Origin of the sequence: Kitasatospora sp. CB02891 (genome assembly GCF_002803145.1) — a bacterium.
Taxonomy (GTDB): domain Bacteria; phylum Actinomycetota; class Actinomycetes; order Streptomycetales; family Streptomycetaceae; genus Kitasatospora; species Kitasatospora griseola.
This window is the reverse complement of record NZ_NNBO01000007.1, coordinates 344,425-362,259: the sequence shown is the minus strand read 5'-3', so window position 1 is coordinate 362,259 and position 17,835 is coordinate 344,425. Positions and strand designations below refer to the sequence as shown.

At 72.6% G+C, this 17,835-nt stretch carries 17 protein-coding genes; 3 read left to right on the top strand and 14 right to left on the bottom strand.

From position 1 onward, the window contains the following. Positions 1-22 precede the first annotated feature (22 nt). Entirely contained in the window at positions 23-430 is a 408-nt protein-coding gene (locus tag CG736_RS18650) for a CoA-binding protein (RefSeq protein WP_100587308.1), read from the top strand. A gap of 7 nt (positions 431-437) precedes the next feature. On the opposite strand, the gene CG736_RS18645 is transcribed toward CG736_RS18650, so the two are convergent. Genes CG736_RS18645 through CG736_RS18630 form a run of 4 tightly spaced genes read right to left on the bottom strand, consistent with a single transcriptional unit; the run spans position 438 to position 4,131 of the window. Continuing rightward, positions 438-1,265 carry a MerR family transcriptional regulator gene (locus tag CG736_RS18645; protein WP_369880218.1) on the bottom strand — a complete coding sequence of 276 codons (828 nt, stop codon included), beginning with the start codon at positions 1,263-1,265 and terminating at the stop codon, positions 438-440. A gap of 47 nt (positions 1,266-1,312) precedes the next feature. Further along, entirely contained in the window at positions 1,313-2,506 is a 1,194-nt protein-coding gene (locus tag CG736_RS18640; RefSeq protein ID WP_100587307.1) for a dipeptidase, read from the bottom strand. Between the two features lie 12 nt (positions 2,507-2,518). Further along, entirely contained in the window at positions 2,519-3,043 is a 525-nt protein-coding gene (gene purE, locus CG736_RS18635; RefSeq protein ID WP_100587306.1) for a 5-(carboxyamino)imidazole ribonucleotide mutase, read from the bottom strand. Next, positions 3,040-4,131 (bottom strand): 5-(carboxyamino)imidazole ribonucleotide synthase, encoded by a 1,092-nt coding sequence (locus CG736_RS18630; RefSeq protein WP_232734063.1) that lies wholly within the window; start codon positions 4,129-4,131, stop codon positions 3,040-3,042. Before CG736_RS18630 ends, purE begins: the two co-directional genes overlap by 4 nt. 228 nt (positions 4,132-4,359) lie before the next feature. Between CG736_RS18630 and CG736_RS18625 the strand changes: the two genes are divergently transcribed. Then, entirely contained in the window at positions 4,360-4,881 is a 522-nt protein-coding gene (locus tag CG736_RS18625) for a GtrA family protein (RefSeq protein ID WP_100587304.1), read from the top strand. Between the two features lie 2 nt (positions 4,882-4,883). On the opposite strand, the gene CG736_RS18620 is transcribed toward CG736_RS18625, so the two are convergent. Then, positions 4,884-6,122, bottom strand: a complete 1,239-nt coding sequence (locus CG736_RS18620; RefSeq protein ID WP_100587303.1) for an ATP-binding protein — start codon at positions 6,120-6,122, stop codon at positions 4,884-4,886. Positions 6,123-6,135: 13 nt separating this feature from the next. Further along, entirely contained in the window at positions 6,136-6,810 is a 675-nt protein-coding gene (locus CG736_RS18615) for a response regulator transcription factor (protein ID WP_043914270.1), read from the bottom strand. A 317-nt stretch (positions 6,811-7,127) separates the two neighbouring features. On the opposite strand from CG736_RS18615, the gene CG736_RS18610 reads away from it, so the two are divergent. Next, entirely contained in the window at positions 7,128-8,636 is a 1,509-nt protein-coding gene (locus tag CG736_RS18610) for a peptide MFS transporter (protein WP_100587302.1), read from the top strand. Between the two features lie 53 nt (positions 8,637-8,689). Here the strand turns inward: CG736_RS18610 and hutI are convergent, their stop codons facing one another. The 8 genes from hutI to hutH all read right to left on the bottom strand — a co-directional run bounded on the left by hutI (position 8,690) and on the right by hutH (position 17,759). Continuing rightward, on the bottom strand, positions 8,690-9,856 hold the full coding sequence (gene hutI / locus CG736_RS18605; RefSeq protein WP_100587301.1) for an imidazolonepropionase: 1,167 nt from the start codon (positions 9,854-9,856) through the stop codon (positions 8,690-8,692). An 88-nt stretch (positions 9,857-9,944) separates the two neighbouring features. Continuing rightward, positions 9,945-11,297, bottom strand: a complete 1,353-nt coding sequence (locus CG736_RS18600; protein WP_100587300.1) for a formimidoylglutamate deiminase — start codon at positions 11,295-11,297, stop codon at positions 9,945-9,947. Then, positions 11,282-12,469 carry an allantoate amidohydrolase gene (locus tag CG736_RS18595; protein WP_100587350.1) on the bottom strand — a complete coding sequence of 396 codons (1,188 nt, stop codon included), beginning with the start codon at positions 12,467-12,469 and terminating at the stop codon, positions 11,282-11,284. The genes CG736_RS18600 and CG736_RS18595 overlap by 16 nt, the downstream gene beginning before the upstream one ends. A 17-nt stretch (positions 12,470-12,486) precedes the next feature. Continuing rightward, entirely contained in the window at positions 12,487-14,154 is a 1,668-nt protein-coding gene (hutU, locus tag CG736_RS18590; protein WP_100587299.1) for a urocanate hydratase, read from the bottom strand. A 108-nt stretch (positions 14,155-14,262) separates the two neighbouring features. After that, on the bottom strand, positions 14,263-14,637 hold the full coding sequence (locus CG736_RS18585) for an SHOCT domain-containing protein (RefSeq protein ID WP_157815632.1): 375 nt from the start codon (positions 14,635-14,637) through the stop codon (positions 14,263-14,265). A gap of 44 nt (positions 14,638-14,681) precedes the next feature. Beyond that, positions 14,682-15,068 carry a hypothetical protein gene (locus tag CG736_RS18580; protein ID WP_043914284.1) on the bottom strand — a complete coding sequence of 129 codons (387 nt, stop codon included), beginning with the start codon at positions 15,066-15,068 and terminating at the stop codon, positions 14,682-14,684. Positions 15,069-15,172: 104 nt separating this feature from the next. Continuing rightward, on the bottom strand, positions 15,173-16,045 hold the full coding sequence (locus tag CG736_RS18575) for a MurR/RpiR family transcriptional regulator (RefSeq protein WP_100587297.1): 873 nt from the start codon (positions 16,043-16,045) through the stop codon (positions 15,173-15,175). Between the two features lie 151 nt (positions 16,046-16,196). Then, the gene (gene hutH / locus CG736_RS18570; RefSeq protein WP_100587296.1) at positions 16,197-17,759 is read right to left on the bottom strand and encodes a histidine ammonia-lyase; all 1,563 of its coding nucleotides are present in this window, start codon (positions 17,757-17,759) and stop codon (positions 16,197-16,199) included. Between the last annotated feature and the right edge of the window lie 76 nt (positions 17,760-17,835).

Here is a 17,835-nt window from a genome sequence, read left to right as displayed (position 1 = left end):
CGGGCGGTTCGTTCTCACCGGCATGAGCTACGGAGACGACGCCACCGTCCGGAAGATCCTCACCTCCTCCGGCGACACCTGGGCCGTGGTCGGCCTGTCCACCAACACCGCGCGCGCCGCGTACGGGGTGGCCCGGGTGCTGCAGCGGGCCGGCAAGCGGATCGTGCCGGTGCACCCGAAGGCCGAGACGGTGCTCGGCGAGCAGGGCTACGCCTCGCTCGCCGAGATCCCGTTCCCGGTCGACGTGGTGGACGTGTTCGTCAACTCCGAGCTGGCCGGCCCGGTCGCCGACCAGGCGGTGGCGAAGGGCGCCAAGGCCGTCTGGTTCCAGCTCGGAGTGGTCGACGAGGCCGCCTTCGACCGCACCCGGGCCGCCGGGCTGGACATGGTGATGGACCGCTGCCCGGCGATCGAGCTGCCCCGGCTGTGAGCCGGCGTCAGCCGACCCGGACGGGGAAGGCGATGTCGCAGACCAGGTCGTCCGGGGCGGCGGCCGTGAAGTCGGCGAAGTAGACCTCCCGGCCCCGCCCGGTGCGCTCGGCGCCCGCCGACTCGATCCACCCGCAGACCGCGTCGTAGGCGCTGAGGATCTGCGGGAAGTCCACCTGCGCCTTGGTGATCCGGGTGTACGCCTCGCGGTGCGCGGGCTCGACCCGGTGCGGGACGGTGACGTCGCCGGCCCGGGCCGGGTCGATCGGCACGCAGACCTCGACCGGGCCGTCGGCGTCCTCGTCGACGTCCCCGTGGTAGATCACGAACGGGGCGGCGACCGGGCCGCCGAGGCCCGCGGCGGCCTCCGTCAGCCGGGCGGTGGCGCCGCCGATGAAGTCGTCCAGCTCCTCCGGCCTGGCCCGCCGCTGCTCGGTGAGCACCAGCTGGTCCGGCACCTCGCGCTGTTCGATCCGGTACATCTCGTCGATTCCTTCCAGTCCGCTGAGTTGGACGCGGAGGTGTTCGGCCAGCGCCCGCTGCGAGGCGGTGCGCCGTTCGACGGCCGCCCAGTACGCGGCGACCCGCTCGGCCGCCTCGGCGCTCGGCAGGGCGAGCACCTCGGCGACCGTGGCGAGCGGCATGTCCAGGCCGCGCAGCCGCACGATCAGCCGTGCGGTGCGCAGTCGGCCGGCCCGGTAGTACCGGTAGCCGGTGGCCTGGTCGACCAGGTCCGGCGGCAGCAGGCCCTGCCGGTCGTAAAGCCGCAGCGCCTTCGGCGACAGCAGGCCCCGGCGGGCGAACTCACCGGTGGTGAGCAGCCGTTCTTCCTCCACGCCGGTCAGCGTGGGGCCTGCCCCAGGGGCAGGGTCAATCCGGTCGTTCACGCGCCGTCCAACTGCTCCCGGGTGGCGATCGACGGCCCGCGCTCGGCCCGCAGGCGGCGGGCCACCGTCTCGGCCTCGCGCAGCACCCGGACGGCGTTGTGCCAGGTCAGCTTGGCGAGGTCGGCCTCGGACCAGTCGCGGCGCAGGAGTTCGGCGATCAGCACGGGGTAGCCGGCCACGTCGTCCAGGCCGGCCGGCAGGAACGGGGTGCCGTCGAAGTCGCCGCCGATGCCGATGTGGTCGATGCCCGCCACCTCGCGCATGTGGTCGAGGTGGTCGGCGACGTCGGCGACGGTGGCGACCGGGCGCGGGCGATCGGCCGCGAAGGCCTGCTGCACGGCCGTCGCCGCCGCGGAGGTGTCGAACGGGCTGAACCCGTGTGCGGTCATGTTCGCGTCGGCGGCGTAGGTCCACTCGATGGCGTCGGCCAGGACGAACATCGGCACGAAGGTGGCCATCGCGACCCCGCCGTTGCCGGGCAGCGCGGCGAGCACGTCGTCGGGGACGTTGCGCGGGTGGTCGCAGATCGCGCGCGAGGAGGAGTGCGAGAACAGCACGGGGGCCTCGGAGACCCGCAGCGCGTCGCGCATGGTGTCGGCGGAGACGTGCGAGAGGTCGACCAGCATGCCGAGCCGGTTCATCTCCCGGACCACCTCCTCGCCGAACCGGGTGAGGCCGCCGTGCACCGGCTCGTCGGTGGCGGCGTCCGCCCACGGCACGTTGGAGTTGTGGGTGAGCGTCAGGTACCGGACCCCGAGCGCGTGCAGCGCCCGCAGGGTGGCCAGCGAGGAGTTGACGGAGTGTCCGCCCTCCGCGCCCATCAGCGAGGCGATCCGGCCCTCCTGGCGGGCGCTCTCCAGGTCGTCGGCGGTCAGCGCGAGCCGCAGGTGCTCGGGGTACCGCTCGGTCATCGCCCGGACGAAGTCGATCTGCTCCAGCGTCGCACTGACCGCGTCGTCGCCGGACAGCTCCGCGGGCACGAACACCGACCAGAACTGCGCACCGACCCCGCCCGCCCGCAGGCGGCCGAGGTCGGTGTGCAGCCGGTGGCTCTGATCGGCCGCCAGGTCGACGGCGTCGAGGTCGTACCCGGCCTGGGCGCGCATCGCCCACGGCAGGTCGTTGTGGCCGTCCACCATGGGGGTGGTGCGGAGGACGGCCCTGGCACGCTCGATCAGTTCGGGAGTCATCCTCCCGTTCTACTACTTGCCGAAGCCGAAGGACTCGTTCCCCGCCACCTTGGCCCGGAGCTTGCGGCCCTTCTCGGTCGCCTGGCTGTTCAGCTCGGCCTGGAACTCGACCATCTTCTCGGCCAGTTCGGCGTCGAACGCGGCCAGCATCCGCACCGCGAGCAGCCCCGCGTTGCGCGCCCCGGCCACCGAGACCGTCGCCACCGGCACCCCGGCCGGCATCTGCACGATCGACAGCAGGCTGTCCATCCCGTCCAGGTACCGCAGCGGCACCGGCACCCCGATCACCGGCAGCGGCGTCACCGACGCCAGCATCCCGGGCAGGTGCGCCGCGCCGCCGGCCCCGGCGATGATCGCCTTCAGCCCGCGCCCGTGCGCCTGCTCCCCGTACGCCACCATCTCGCGCGGCATCCGGTGCGCGGAGACCACGTCGACCTCGTACGGGATCTCGAACTCGTCGAGCGCCTGCGCGGCGGCCTCCATCACGGGCCAGTCGGAGTCCGAGCCCATCACGATGCCGACCAGGGGGTTAGTCATTCGGTGATCGTTCCTCGCAGGTAGGCGGCCGCGTGGCGGGCGCGCTCGCGGACGTCTTCGAGGTCGTCCCCGAAGACGTTGACGTGGCCGACCTTGCGGCCGGGCTTCACGTCCTTTCCGTACATGTGGATCTTGAGGCCGGGGTCGCGGGCCATGCAGTGCAGGAAGGGGTGGTACATGTCGGGGTAGTCGCCGCCGAGGACGTTGACCATGACGGTCCACTTGGCGCGGGGGCGGGGGTCGCCGAGGGGGAGGTCGAGAACGGCCCGGAGGTGGTTCTCGAACTGGGAGGTGACGGCGCCGTCCTGGGTCCAGTGCCCGGAGTTGTGCGGGCGCATGGCGAGTTCGTTGACCAGGATGCGGCCGTCGCGGGTCTGGAAGAGCTCGACCGCGAGGTGGCCGGTGATGTCGAGGTCGCCGGCGATCCGGAGGGCGAGCTGCTGGGCCTCGTCGGAGAGGGCGGGGTCGAGGTCGGGCGCGGGGGCGGTGACCTCGGCGCAGATGCCGTTCTCCTGGACGGACTCGACCACCGGGTAGGCGACGGCCTGGCCGCTGGGCGAGCGCACCACGTTGGCGGCCAGCTCGCGGACGAAGTCGACCTTCTCCTCGGCGAGGACGGGGACGCCCGCGAGGAACGGGGCGGCGGCCTCGGCCTCGTCCTTGACGACCCAGACGCCCTTGCCGTCGTAGCCGCCGCGCACGGTCTTCAGGACGACGGGGTAGCCCGCGCCCTCGCCGGCGAACGCGGTGACGTCGGCCGGGTCGGCGACGATCCGGTGCCGGGGGCAGGGGACGCCGATGGAGTCCAGCTTGGCCCGCATCACGCCCTTGTCCTGGGCGTTGACCAGCGCCTCGGGGCCGGGGCGGACCGCGATGCCCTCGGCCTGCAGGGCGCGCAGGTGCTCGGTGGGCACGTGCTCGTGGTCGAAGGTGACGACGTCGCAGTCGGCGGCGAAGGCCCGCAGCACGTCGAGGTCGCGGTAGTCGCCGTACTCGGTGGTGCCGACCACCTGCGCGGCCGACTCCTGGGGAGTGTCGGCGAGGAGTTTGAAGCGGATGCCCAGCGGGATGCCCGCCTGGTGCATCATGCGGGCGAGCTGCCCGCCGCCGATGACTCCGACCACTGGAAAGTTCGCATTACCCGCTACAGTCACGCGCTCCAGGATATCGGGGCCGGTCAGGGGCCCGACACCGGCGTGCGCCGGGGGCGTGCACACCGGGCGTGGCACGGAGCACACAGAATGTGCGGGTAGCCTGGTGCGCCGGATCGCACGACACCATTTATCCGATCATGTGAACCATACGGAGCAGCCCGGATGACGATCACCACGGAATCGCGCCCCTCGTTGTCCCAGCGACTGCGCGGCCTGTCCCTGGAAGCGGTCGGCTTCGCCGTGATCGGCGCCTCGGGCGTGGTGGTCAACTTCGCCCTGTTCTGGATCCTCAACAACGTCGTCGGCCTGGCCTCGCTGCGCGCCAACATCGCGGCCACCCTGGTGGCCATCGCCACCAACTACCTGGGCTACCGGTACTGGCTGTACAAGGACCGCGACGCCGCCTCCCGCAAGCGCGAGATCACGCTGTTCCTGCTGTTCAGCGGCATCGGCATGCTGATCGAGACCGGCACCCTCGGCTTCACCCAGTACGTGCTGGGCCTGGACACCCCGTTCGAGAAGCTGGGCGGCAAGTTCCTGGGCCTGGTGATCGCCACCGTCTTCCGCTTCATCTCCTACCGCACCTGGGTGTTCAAGGCGATGCCCGAGCTGGAGGACCCCGAGGTGGTGCAGGAGGCCGAACTGCTGCTGGCCGCCGAGGACAACCGCTCGCTCACCAACTGACGTCACTCGCCCGCGTGGGCGAGGAACAGCGCGAACACCGGCGGCCGCAGCGACAGCAGTTCGAGGCGGCCGCCGTCGGCTTCGGCGAGGTCGCGGGCGACGGCCAGCCCGATGCCGGTGGAGTTGCGGCCGCTGACCGCCCGTTCGAAGACCCGGTTGCCGAGCTCCCGGGGAACGCCCGGCCCCTCGTCCTGGACCTCGGCGACCACCGAGCTGCCGGAGCGGCGGGCCCGCAGCGTGATGGTGCCGGCGCCGTGCATCAGCGAGTTCTCGATCAGCGTGGCCAGCACCTGGGAGACCGTGCCGGGGGTGCCGATCACCGGCACGTCGCGCAGCCCCTCGACGACCAGCTGGCGTCCGCTGTCGCGCAGCGTCGGGGCCCACTCCTCGACCTGCTGCTTGAGCACGTCGTCCAGGCAGAAGCTCACCGCGGTGGGGCTGTTGGGGTCGCGCTGGTTGGTGAGCAGCCGCTGCACCACGTCGGTGAGCCGCTCGACCTGCTGGAGGCCGATGGTGGCCTCCTCGCGGACGGTGTCCGGGTCCTCGGCGAGCGCGGTGATCTCCTCCAGCCGCATGGAGAGCGCGGTGAGCGGGGTGCGCAGCTGGTGCGAGGCGTCGGCGGCGAGCCGGCGCTCGGCGGTGAGCATCCGGGCGATCCGTTCCGCGCTGGTGTCCAGCACCTCGGCGATCCGGTCGAGTTCGGGCACCCCGTAGCGGCGGCCCTGCGGGCGGGGGTCGCCGGAGCCGAGCCGTTCGGCGGTCTCGGCGAGGTCGGTGAGCGGCCGGGCCAGTCGCTTGGCCTGCCAGACCGCGAGCGCCACGGCGGCCTGCACGGCCAGCAGCGCGACCACGCCGAGCAGCAGCAGCATGTTGCCGATCTCGTGGTCGAGCGCGGCCCGCGACTGGGCGACGGTGACGGTCTCACCGCTGGCCCCGGACTCGGTGGCGGTCAGCGCGGGCCCGTCGACCGGGCGGCCGAGGACGATCTGCGGCTGCCCGGGGATGTCCACGGTGACGTAGAAGTTCTCGGTCACCACGGCGGCGAACTTCTCGCCGGTGACCGGCTCGCCCGCGGCGAGCCGGCTCTCCACCAGGCCGAGCACCCGGACCGCCACCGCGTCCACCCGGTCGTTGGCGGCGTTGGTGATGGACTGCTTCTCGATCAGGGCCAGCGGCACGCAGAACACCGCGACCACCACCAGGACGACGCCCAGCAGTGAGTTGATCATCCTGCGCTTCACGCCGGGTGGACCTTCAGCTCTTCTCGAAGCGGAAGCCGACGCCCCGCACGGTGGCGATGTAGCGCGGGTTCGCGGCGTCGTCGCCGAGCTTCTTGCGCAGCCAGGAGATGTGCATGTCCAGGGTCTTGGTGGAGGTCCACCAGGTGGTGTCCCAGACCTGGCGCATGATCTCCTCGCGGGTGACGACCCGTCCGGCGTCCCGCACCAGCACCCGCAGCAGCTCGAACTCCTTGGCGGAGAGGGTGAGTTCCTCCTCGCCGAGCCAGGCGCGGTGCGACTCGATGTCGATCTTCACGCCGTGCGCGCCGGTGGTGAGCTGGTCGACGTTGCCGCGCCGGAGCAGGGCGCGGACCCGGGCGAGCAGCTCGGCCAGCCGGAACGGCTTGGTGACGTAGTCGTCGGCGCCGGCGTCCAGGCCGACCACGGTGTCCACCTCGTCCGCGCGGGCGGTGAGCACCAGGACCGGGAAGCTCTTGCCGTCGGCGCGCAGCCGCCGGCACACCTCCAGGCCGTCCATCTCGGGGAGCCCGAGGTCCAGCACGATCAGGTCGACGTCCTCGCTGAGGCCGGCGCCCAGGGCGGCCGGTCCGTCCTCGCGGACGAGCACCTCGTAGCCCTCGCGGCGCAGGGCGCGGGCCAGCGGTTCGGAGATTGCCGGGTCGTCCTCGGCCAGCAGCACACAGGTCATAGGGGCGATGGTAGACCGCTCGGGCACGCCCGATCAGGGGGTCTTCCGAGCTTTCGGCACGCCCGGGCGGCGCGCTGTGAACACTGTCACAGGGTGTGATCAACTTGCATTCCCGGGCATCTTCGGCAACAACTGCGCTTACATGGACATTCTTCGCACGAGCCTTGCCATCACAGGTAATTCTCCCGTCGAGGCATCGAAAGGCACAGTGCAGCGGCACCCTGCTTTACCTTCCGCATACCATTCACGCTCCGCAGTCAACCGAACTCGCGACTTACAGTGGTGGAGAACCCGAGCAAGACAGGCAAGGAATCAGCATGGCTTCGAGCACCCTGGAGTCTGAGGAACGGATCTCGACCGGTAACGGACGGACCTTCCTCGGCCACCCCCGCGGCCTCGCCACCCTCTTCATGACGGAGACGTGGGAGCGTTTCAGCTTCTACGGCATGCGCGCCCTGCTGGTCGTCTACATGTCGGCCAAGGCGGCCGACGGCGGCCTGGAGATGCAGGTGGCCACGGCCACCGCGGTGTACTCGGTCTACAACGCGATGGTCTACCTGCTGGCCCTGCCCGGCGGCTGGATCGCCGACCGGCTGCTCGGCGCCCGGCGCACCGTGGCCCTGGGCGGCGCGATCATCATGATCGGGCACTTCCTGCTCGCTGTGCCGGCCTCGGCGGCGTTCTTCGCCGGCCTGGTCTTCATCGCGATCGGCTCCGGCCTGCTGAAGGCCAACATCTCGACCATGGTCGGCCACCTCTACGACGGGCCCAACGACCCGCGCCGGGACGGCGGCTTCACGATCTTCTACATGGGCATCAACCTCGGCGCCTTCCTCGCGCCGCTCGCCATCGGCACCGTCGGCCAGAAGGTGAACTGGCACCTGGGCTTCGCGATGGCCGGCGTCGGCATGGCCCTCGGCCTGATCCAGTACCTGCTGGGCACCCGCCACCTCAGCCCGCGCTCCAGCGTGGTCAGCGCCCCGATCACCCCCGAGGAGCGCCGCACCGTGCTGCGCAAGGCCGGCCTGTGGCTGGCCGCCGCCGCGGTCTTCTACGGCGTGGTCGTCGGCACCGGCAACTTCAGCGTCTCCTGGGCGATCTGGCCGCTCTCGCTGGCCGGCATCGCCATCCCCGTCCTGGTGTTCAGCCGGATCCGCCGCGACCCGGAGCTGAGCGGCGAGGAGCGCTCGCGGATGAGCGGCTACCTGTGGTTCTTCGCCGCCGCCGCCGTGTTCTGGATGATCTACGACCAGTCCGGTTCGACGCTCAGCGTGTTCGCCGACCGCAACACCGCCGGCAGCCTGTTCGGCTTCTCGTTCCCGTCCAGCTGGTTCCAGTCGCTGAACCCGCTGTACATCATGGCGCTCGCCCCGGTGTTCGCCTGGCTGTGGAACGCCGCCGCCCGCCGCGGCCGCAACCCCTCCACCACCGCCAAGTTCGCCTTCGGCCTGCTGATGATCGGCGCGTCGTTCCTGGTGATGATGCTGGCGATGGCGGCGGCCAGCGGCGGCGTCAAGGTCACCCCGCTGTGGCTGGCCGTGGTCTACCTGATCCAGACCACCGGCGAGCTCACCCTCTCCCCCGTCGGCCTGTCCGTCACCACCAAGCTGGCGCCCGCCAAGTACGCCAGCCAGATGATGGGCATCTGGTTCCTCGCGGTCACCGCGGGCGACTGCGTGGCCGCCCTGAGCCAGCTGGCGCTGGGCGACAGCGTGGTCGGCTCCACCTGGTACTTCGCCGCCCAGGGCCTGCTCGCCATCGCCGCCGGCGTCGGCCTGTTCACCGCCCGCGGCCGGATCGGCAAGCTGATGGGCGACGTCCGCTAGCACCGCGGAGCAGGGCGGGGTCGGGCTTTCCTGACCCCGCAGACAGGGCGGGGTCAGACCTTCCTGACCCCGCCCTGCCACACGGCGGCGGTCAGCGGGACGCCCGGGCGGTACGCCAGGTGGACGTGCGAAGGCGCGTCCAGCAGCAGCAGATCGGCCCGGGCCCCCGGGGAGACCCGCCCCACATCGGTGCGGCGCAGTGCCAGTGCCCCGCCCGCGGTCGCGGCGTGCACCGCCTCGTCGGGGGTCATGCCCATCTCGCGCACCGCGACGGCGACGCAGAACGGCATCGAACTGGTGAAGCTGGAACCGGGGTTGCAGTCCGTGGACAGCGCGACCCGCGCCCCGGCGTCCAGCAGCCGCCGGGCGTCCGGATAGGGCGCCCGGGTGGAGAACTCCGCGCCCGGCAGCAGGGTGGCCACCGTGTCCCCGTCCGCCAGCGCCGCCACGTCCTGGTCGGTCAGGTGCGTGCAGTGGTCGGCGGACGCCGCTCCCAGCTCCACCGCCAGCTGCACGCCCGGCCCGAAGCTCAGCTGATTGGCGTGCACCCGCGGTGCCAGGCCCTTCGCCATCCCGGCGGTCAGCACCGCCCGCGCCTGGTCGCCGTCGAACGCCCCGCGCTCGCAGAACACGTCCACCCACCGCGCGAACGGGGCGCACGCCTCCAGCATCTCCCCCGTCACCAGCTCGACGTACCCCGCCGGATCCTCCGCGAACTCGGGGCCCACCACGTGCGCCCCGAGGTACGTCGTCTCCTCGGTGTGCCCCGCCGCGATCCTGAGCGACCGCGCCTCGTCGGCGGTGCTCAGCCCGTACCCGGACTTCACCTCCACGGTCGTGGTGCCCTGCCGCAGCATCTCCGCCAGGAACCGGGTCAGGTTCGCGTTCAGCTCCGCGTCCGACGCCGCCCGGGTCGCCGCCACCGTGGTCCGGATCCCGCCGGCCGAGTACGCCCGCCCCGACATCCGCGCGTTGAACTCCGCGGTCCGGTCCCCGGCGAACACCAGATGCGAATGGCTGTCCACGAACCCGGGCAGCAACGCCCGCCCGGCCGCGTCGACGGTCTCGTCGGCAGCGGGGGCGGCCACGCTCCGGCCCACCCACGCCACCCGGTCGCCCTCCACCACCACGGCGGCGTCCGGGATCAGCCCGAGCGGCCCGTCCCCGAGCGCCGGGTCGTTGGTGACCAGCGATCCAATGTTGCCGATGAGCAGGCTCACAGAATGATCCTTCGTCAGTTTCGTACTTCTCTTCACCGCGCGGAGCGGGAGGCGAACGTCCGCCGGATCGCGACTCCGGGAAGACGCCCTACCGCAGTGCGGCCACGGCTCCTGCCAACTGCTCCGCCACGTCCGGCACGAACTGGTGCACCCCGTCCTTGACGACGTGCCGCCCGCCCACCACCACGTGCCGTACGTCCGCCGCACTCGCCGCGAACACCGCGATCTCCGCGCCCAGCGAGGCCGGCGCCCCGGCCGTCCGCACGCTGTCGAGTGCGATCACGCAGAAGTCGGCCAGCGCCCCGGCCTCCAGCCGTCCGGCTTCGTCCCAGCCCAGCGACGCGTGCCCGTCCTCGGTGCCGGCCCGCAGCAGCGCGTTCGCCGTCCAGTGGCCCCTGGTGCGGGTGCGCAGGCGTTCGTCGAGCTCCAGCGCCCGGGCCTCCTCGAACGGGTCGATGACGGCGTGGCTGTCGGAGCCGAGGGTGATCGGGCAGCCCGCGGCGGCCAGCCGCTTGGCGGGGCCGATGCCGTCGGCGAGGTCCCGTTCGGTGGTGGGGCACATGCAGACGACGGTGGTGCTGTCCGACAGCAGCCGGACGTCCTCGTCCGTCAGGTGCGTCGCGTGGACCACCGAGGTGCGCGGCCCGAGGACGCCGTGGTCGGCGAGCAGGCGGGTCGGGGTGACGCCGTGCGCGGTGAGGCAGGCGTCGTTCTCGGCGGTCTGCTCGGAGAGGTGGACGTGCAGCGGCGCCTTGCGCATCGCGGCCCAGTGCGCGACGGCGCCCAACTGGTCGGCGGGGACGGCCCGCACGGAGTGCACCGCGGCGCCGATCCGGGCGTGCTCCGCGCCGGCCAGCGCGGCGGCCCGCTCGGCCCAGGCGTCCGCGGTCCCGTCGGAGAACCGCAGCTGCTCCCGGGTCGGCTCCGCGCCGAAGCCGGACGACAGGTAGCAGGTGTCCAGGAGCGTGATCCGGATGCCGGCCCGGGCGGCGGCCTCGATCAGCGCCTCGCCCATCGCGTTCGGGTTGTCGTACCGGACGCCGCCGGGCGCGTGGTGCAGGTAGTGGAACTCGCCGACGGCGGTGATGCCGGCCAGTGCCATCTCGGCGTACACCGCGGTGGCGAGCGCCAGGTAGCTGTCGGGGTCGAGCGCGGAGGCGACCCGGTACATGGTGTCGCGCCAGGTCCAGAACGTCCCGGAGCCGACCTGCACGGTGGAGCGCAGCGCCCGGTGGAAGGCGTGCGAGTGCGCGTTGGCCTGCCCGGGCAGGGTCAGCCCGGCGAGCCGCACGGCCCCGGCGGGGCATGGCCCGCTGTCGGGGGTGACCTTGGCGATCCGCCCGCCGGGGCCGACCGCGATCAGCACCTCGCGCTCGACCGCGGCGCCGTCGGCGTGCGGCAGCCAGGCGTGTTCGGCCCAGTACGTCACGACGGCTGACATGCGAGGTCCTCCAGTACGTCGGCGAGGGCGGCGACTCCGGCGTGGCAGTCGGCCCGCTCGGCGTGTTCGGCCGGGGAGTGCGAGACCCCGGTGGGGTTCCGCACGAACAGCATGGCGGTCGGGACGGCGGACGCCAGGATCCCGGCGTCGTGTCCCGCCCCGGTGGGCAGGACGGGGGCCTTCAGGAGGCCGGCCAAGTGGTCGCGCAGCGGGCCGTCGAAGTCGACGACGGGCGTGAAGGACTCGCGGGTGAGCGTCACCCGGACGCCGTCGCGTTCCCCGCGTTCGGCCGCGGACTGCTCGATGGCGTCGACCAGCTGACGCAGCGTCTCCTCGTCGGCGGCCCGGGAGTCCAGCCAGCCGCGGACCAGCGAGGCGATCGCGTTGGTGCCGTTGGGTTCGACGGCGACCTTGCCGAAGGTGGCGAGCGCCCCGGCGAGCCGGGCCTTCTTGCGGGCGGCGAGCACCGTGGTGGCGTAGGTCAGCATCGGGTCGCGGCGGTCGTCGAGCCGGGTGGTGCCGGCGTGGTTGGCCTCGCCGTGGAAGTCGAACCGCCAGCGGCCGTGCGGCCAGATCGCGCCGGCCACGCCGACCGGGTGCTCGTCCGTCAGCCACCGGCCCTGTTCGATGTGGAGTTCGACGAACGCGCCGATCCGGCCGAGCAGTTCGGGGTCCGGGCCGATCTGCGCCGGGTCGTGGCCGGCCTTGAGCATCGCGTCGGGCAGCCACACCCCGTCGGCGTCGCGCAGCCGGTACGCGGCGTCCCGGTCGAGGACGCCGGCGGCGAGCCGGCTGCCCACGCAGGCGACGCCGAACCGGGCGCCCTCCTCGTCGCCGAAGTTGGCGATCGCCAGCGGGCGGGTGAACTCCGCGCCGCGGGCGCGGAGTTCGTCGAGAGCGGCGAACGAGGAGATCACTCCGAGCGGGCCGTCGTAGGCGCCGCCGTCGGGGACGGAGTCCAGGTGCGAGCCGGTGACCACGGCGTTCCCGGCGGCGGGGTCGCCGAGCCAGGCCCACTGGTTGCCGTTGCGGTCGGTCTCGTAGTGCAGGCCGCGGGCGCGGGCCTGTTCCTCGAACCAGGCCCGGCACTCGGCGTCGGCGGAGTTCCAGGCGTGCCGGCGGTAGCCGCCGGAGGAGGCGGAGCGGCCCACGGGGAGCAGCTCCGCCCACATCGCGTCGAAGCCCTCGGTCACAGCTCGGCCATCGGCACGCGAACGCCCCGCTCGTCGGCGACCTCGCTCGCCCGGTCGTAGCCGGCGTCGACGTGCCGGATGACGCCCATGCCGGGGTCGTTGGTGAGGACGCGGCGGATCTTCTCGCCGGCCAGCGCGGTGCCGTCGGCGACGGTGACCTGCCCGGCGTGGATGGAGCGGCCGATGCCGACGCCGCCGCCGTGGTGGATGGACACCCAGGACGCGCCGGACGCGACGTTGACCATGGCGTTGAGCAGCGGCCAGTCGGCGATCGCGTCGGAGCCGTCCAGCATCGCCTCGGTCTCCCGGTAGGGGGAGGCGACGGAGCCGCAGTCCAGATGGTCGCGGCCGATCACGATCGGTGCGGACAGCTCGCCGGAGGCGACCATGTCGTTGAACCGCTCGCCGGCCTTGTCGCGCTCGCCGTAGCCCAGCCAGCAGATCCGCGCGGGCAGGCCCTGGAAGTGCACCTTCTCCTGGGCCATCTTGATCCAGCGGTGCAGCGACTCGTTCTCCGGGAACAGGTCGAGGACGGCCTTGTCGGTCTTGTGGATGTCCTTCGGGTCGCCGGACAGCGCGGCCCAGCGGAACGGGCCCTTGCCCTCGCAGAACAGCGGCCGGATGTACGCCGGGACGAACCCGGGGAACGCGAACGCCCGGTCGTAACCCGCGAGTTGGGCTTCGCCGCGGATCGAGTTGCCGTAGTCGAAGACCTCCGCGCCGCGGTCCTGGAAGCCGACCATGGCCTCCACGTGCCGGGCCATCGACTCGCGGGCGCGCTGGGTGAACTCGGCGGGCTTCTCGGCCGCGTAGCTCGCCATGTCCTCGAAGGCGACGCCGGTCGGCAGGTAGGCCAGCGGGTCGTGGGCGCTGGTCTGGTCGGTGACGATGTCGATCGGGGCGTCCATCGCGAGCAGCTGCGGCAGCAGGTCGGCGGCGTTGCCGAGCAGGCCGATGGAGAGCGGCTGCCGCTTGTCGCGGGCCTCGGTGGCGAGCTGCAGCGCGTGGTCGAGGCTCTTGGCCTCGACGTCGAGGTAGCGGTGCTCGATCCGGCGGGCGATCCGGGACGGGTCGCAGTCGATGCAGATCGCCACGCCGCCGTTCATGGTGACGGCCAGCGGCTGGGCGCCGCCCATGCCGCCGAGGCCGGCGGTGAGGGTGATGGTGCCTTCCAGCGTTCCGTTGAAACGCTTGTTGGCCACGGCCGCGAAGGTCTCGTAGGTGCCCTGGAGGATGCCCTGGGTGCCGATGTAGATCCACGAACCGGCGGTCATCTGGCCGTACATGGTGAGGCCGAGCGACTCCAGGCGGCGGAACTCCTCCCAGTTCGCCCAGTCGCCGACCAGGTTGGAGTTGGCGATCAGCACCCGGGGCGCCCACTCGTGGGTCTGCATCACGCCGACCGGCCGGCCGGACTGGACCAGCATGGTCTCGTCCTGCTTGAGGCCCTGGAGGGTCTTCACCATGGCGTCGAAGGAGCGCCAGTCGCGGGCGGCCTTGCCGGTGCCGCCGTAGACCACCAGCTTGGACGGGTGCTCGGCGACCTCCGGGTCGAGGTTGTTCATCAGCATCCGCAGGGCGGCTTCCTGCTGCCAGCCCTGCGTGCTCAGCCCGGTACCCCGTGCCGCGCGCACCTCGCGCGGGCCGCTCGCCTGCTCTGCCATGGACCAGCCTCCTTGCGGATGGATTCATTCACGATCAAGCAGAGTGAATATATCCAAACAACATCGGGCTGGCCAGAGTCTCGACGGCCCGCGTCGGCGCCTGTCCCCTCAGCTCTTCCCCGGCTCTTTCGGCGGAGCCTCCGGTGGACCGCCGCCCGGCGGACCGTCTCCCGGTGGACTTCCCGGACCGCTCCCGCCGTACTCGCCGCGCAGCGCCGCCAACCGGTGCCGGTACTCGTCGACCTCGATCTCGCCCCGGGCCAGCCGCTCGGCCAGCAGCCGCTCCGCCTCCGGGACCCGGCCGTGCGGCGGGCTCCCCCACTGCTTACCGTCCCCCGATCCGGTCGTCCGACTCGTCGAGTACATCCGCCACAGCGCGGCCAGCACGACGATCACCAGCAGCACGAACAGCATGAACGTGATCCCGGGCAGCACCCACGACCAGCCGCCGTGGTACCCGCGGTGCCAATACATGTCGATCACCCGCCACCGCACCCGAACGGGTGCGCCGATTCCAGTCTGCGCCCTCAGGCCGCCGCGTCGCCGTCCCAGTCGATGCCGATCTCGGCGAGCCAGCGGCGGTCCTCGGCGTCGGGCTGGGCGTTCGGGTCGCCGGGGCCGCCGTCAGCGGGGCGGTTCTCGTCGGAACCGCTCTCGCCGGGGCGGGCCGGCGGGCGCGGGACGTGCTGGACCGGGCCGACGCCGTAGCGGGCGGCGGCCGCGTCGGCGGCCGGGTCGCCGGGCTCCAGGACGCCGATGTGCACGGCCTCCTCGTCGCCCGGGTCGAGCACGGTGAGTTCGGGGTGCGGCGGGCGGCGGAGGGCGATGCGTCGGCCGCACTGCGGGCAGGACCATTCGTCGGCGCCGGAGCCGAGTCGTCCGGTGAGCCGCATCTGGTGGATCGGTGGTGGCATTGGACTTCCCCCGTCCAAGGCTGTCTTCGTCCCTACCGGGAAGATGCCCGCGCACGGCCGGTCGTCAACCCGGTACCGGGGTGTCATTGGGGGAACAACGGGTGTCAGTCCAGGAACAACTGACGGGCCGTCGCCGACTGTTCGATGGCTTCGAGCCGGGCTTCCGCGCCGGGGATCTCGTCGCACATCGCCTGCAGCAGCACCCGGCCGAGCACCATCGGGGCGCAGGCGGTGTCGAAGACCAGACCGGTGCCGACGGCGGCGGGCAGCATCAGGTCGGAGAGCTTGGCGACCGGGGCGAACGCGGAGTCGGCGACGGTCAGCACGGTCAGTCCGCAGTCGCGGGCCACCGCGAGGGCGTCCATCAGTTCGCGCGGGTAGCGGGGCAGCGCGAAGCACAGCAGGGCGCTGGCGCCGGCCGAGACGGCCTGCTCCAGGCGGTCGGCGAGCATCGAGCCGCCCTCGTCGAGCAGCCGGATGTCGGGGTGGACCTTGGCGGCGAAGTAGGAGAAGCCGCGGGCCTGGGCGGAGGCGGCGCGCAGGCCGAGCACCGGCAGCGGCCGGGAGGCGGCCAGCACCCGGGCGGCGCGGACGATCGGCGCGGGGTCGGCGAGCAGCTCGGCCAGGTGCCGCAGGTGGGCGATCTCGGCGAGCACGGCCTGCTGGTGCTCGTTGCGGACCACGTCGTGGTGGCTCTCCGGGTCGGCGGCCTCGCCGACGCCGAGTTCGCGCAGCTGCTTGCGCAGCGCGGGGTAGCCGTCGTAGCCGAGCGCGACGGCGAACCGGGTGACGGACGGCTGGCTGACGCCGGCGAGTTCGGCGACCTCGACGCTGGACAGGAACGGCGCCTCGGTGGCGTGCTTCACCAGCGAGTGGGCGATCCGCCGCTGAGTGGGCGTCAACCGGTGGCCCTCGAAGAGCTGGAGCAGCCGGGCGGACGGCCCGCTGTTCGTTCCGGTCTCGTCCAGGGCGGTCATCTCGGGTACCTCCACGCTCGGTTGGGCGGTCGCCGGTGGCTTCGGCGGTGGGACGACTGTGGCGCAGTCCCGACAGACGGGCAATCGCGTTCCGCCTGACGGGACGGGCGCATCCGGAGGGTGGTCGGCGCGCCCGTCCCGTGTCACATCATCAGGCGAGCGGACCGGTGACCCGCTGGACCGCCTCGATCAGTGCGCCGGTGCCGACCAGTTCGGCGGCGGCCTCCAGGTCCGGGGAGAGGAAGCGGTCGCGGCCGGGCCCGCCGACGCCGGCGGCGCGGGCGGCGGCGATCGCGGCGGCGGTCGCCGGGGCGAGCACCCCGGGCTGCTCCGCGGCCTGCTCGCGCATCTCCAGCGCCCGTGCGGAGGCGACGAGTTCGACGGCCAGCACCCGACCGAGGTTGGCCACCGCCTGGCGCAGCTTGCGGGCCGCGGACCAGCCCATCGAGACGTGGTCCTCCTGCATCGCCGAGGACGGGATGGAGTCCACCGAGGCGGGCACCGCGAGCCGCTTGTTCTCGCTGACCAGCGCCGCCTGCGTGTACTGGGCGATCATCAGACCGGAGTCCACGCCCGGGTCGTCGGCGAGGAACGCGGGCAGGCCGTGCGAGCGGGCCGTGTCGAGCAGCCGGTCGGTGCGGCGCTCGGAGATCGAGGCCAGGTCGGCGGCGGCGATCGCCAGGAAGTCCAGCACGTAGGCGACCGGTGCGCCGTGGAAGTTGCCGTTGGACTCGACCCGGCCGTCGGGCAGCACCACCGGGTTGTCGACGGACGCGGCGAGCTCCCGGTCGGCCACCAGCGCGGCGTGCGCGAGGGTGTCGCGGCCGGCGCCGGCCACCTGCGGGGCGCAGCGGATCGAGTAGGCGTCCTGGACCCGCGGCGCGTCGTCGTGGTGGTGGCCGGTCAGCCCGGAGCCGCGCAGCACGGCCAGCATGTTGGCGGCGGCCGCGGCCTGGCCGGGGTGCGGGCGGATCGGGGCGTGCAGCTCGGGGGCGAGCACCCGGTCGGTGGCGAGCAGCGCCTCCAGCGTCATCGCGGCGGTGATGTCGGCGGTGGTGTACAGGCGCCGGAGGTCGGCGAGGGCCATCACCAGCATGCCGAGCATGCCGTCGGTGCCGTTGATGAGGGCCAGGCCCTCCTTCTCCAGCAGTTCGACCGGCTCGATGCCGGCGGCGGCCAGCAGCTCGGCGGCGGGCTTCTCCGCGCCGTCGGGGCCGAACGCGGTGCCCTCGCCCATCAGGACGAGCGCGCAGTGCGAGAGCGGGGCGAGGTCGCCGGAGCAGCCGAGCGAGCCGAACTCCCGCACCGCCGGGGTGATTCCGGCGTTCAGCAGGGCGGCCATGGTCTCGGCGACCAGCGGGCGCACGCCGGTGCGGCCGGAGGCCAGCGTCTTCATCCGCAGGAACATCAGCGCCCGGACCACCTCGCGCTCCACCGTCGGGCCCATGCCGGCGGCGTGCGAGCGCACCAGCGAGCGCTGGAGCTGGGCCCGCAGTTCGGGGCTGATGTGGCGCACCGCCAGCGCGCCGAATCCGGTGGACACCCCGTACACGGGGCGGGGCTCGGCGGCGAGGGCGTCGATCCGGGCGCGCGCCCCGGCCATCTCGGCGAGGGCGTCCGGCCCGATCTCCACCCGGGCCCCGCCCCGGGCCACGGCGAGGACATCCTCGGCGCTGACGTCGGCCTTGCCGACCTGGACGACGACACTGTGCATATCCATATGCACATTCTCATCAGGTGAATGCGGATATGACAAGCAATCGTTCGGCACACCGCGGATGGTTGACTGG

Excerpts from the sequence above, each read along its gene's own strand:
- purE (WP_100587306.1), bottom strand. The coding sequence starts at position 3,043 with ATGACTAACCCCCTGGTCGGCATCGTGATGGGCTCGGACTCCGACTGG.
- CG736_RS18595 (WP_100587350.1), bottom strand. The coding sequence starts at position 12,469 with ATGTGGGCGGAGCTGCTCCCCGTGGGCCGCTCCGCCTCCTCCGGCGGC.
- hutU (WP_100587299.1), bottom strand. The coding sequence starts at position 14,154 with ATGGCAGAGCAGGCGAGCGGCCCGCGCGAGGTGCGCGCGGCACGGGGT.
- CG736_RS18580 (WP_043914284.1), bottom strand. The coding sequence starts at position 15,068 with ATGCCACCACCGATCCACCAGATGCGGCTCACCGGACGACTCGGCTCC.
- CG736_RS18630 (WP_232734063.1), bottom strand. The coding sequence starts at position 4,131 with ATGATGCACCAGGCGGGCATCCCGCTGGGCATCCGCTTCAAACTCCTC.
- hutH (WP_100587296.1), bottom strand. The coding sequence starts at position 17,759 with ATGCACAGTGTCGTCGTCCAGGTCGGCAAGGCCGACGTCAGCGCCGAG.
- CG736_RS18575 (WP_100587297.1), bottom strand. The coding sequence starts at position 16,045 with ATGACCGCCCTGGACGAGACCGGAACGAACAGCGGGCCGTCCGCCCGG.
- CG736_RS18615 (WP_043914270.1), bottom strand. The coding sequence starts at position 6,810 with ATGACCTGTGTGCTGCTGGCCGAGGACGACCCGGCAATCTCCGAACCG.
- CG736_RS18625 (WP_100587304.1), top strand. The coding sequence starts at position 4,360 with ATGACGATCACCACGGAATCGCGCCCCTCGTTGTCCCAGCGACTGCGC.
- CG736_RS18600 (WP_100587300.1), bottom strand. The coding sequence starts at position 11,297 with ATGTCAGCCGTCGTGACGTACTGGGCCGAACACGCCTGGCTGCCGCAC.
- CG736_RS18610 (WP_100587302.1), top strand. The coding sequence starts at position 7,128 with ATGGCTTCGAGCACCCTGGAGTCTGAGGAACGGATCTCGACCGGTAAC.
- CG736_RS18650 (WP_100587308.1), top strand. The coding sequence starts at position 23 with ATGAGCTACGGAGACGACGCCACCGTCCGGAAGATCCTCACCTCCTCC.
- CG736_RS18640 (WP_100587307.1), bottom strand. The coding sequence starts at position 2,506 with ATGACTCCCGAACTGATCGAGCGTGCCAGGGCCGTCCTCCGCACCACC.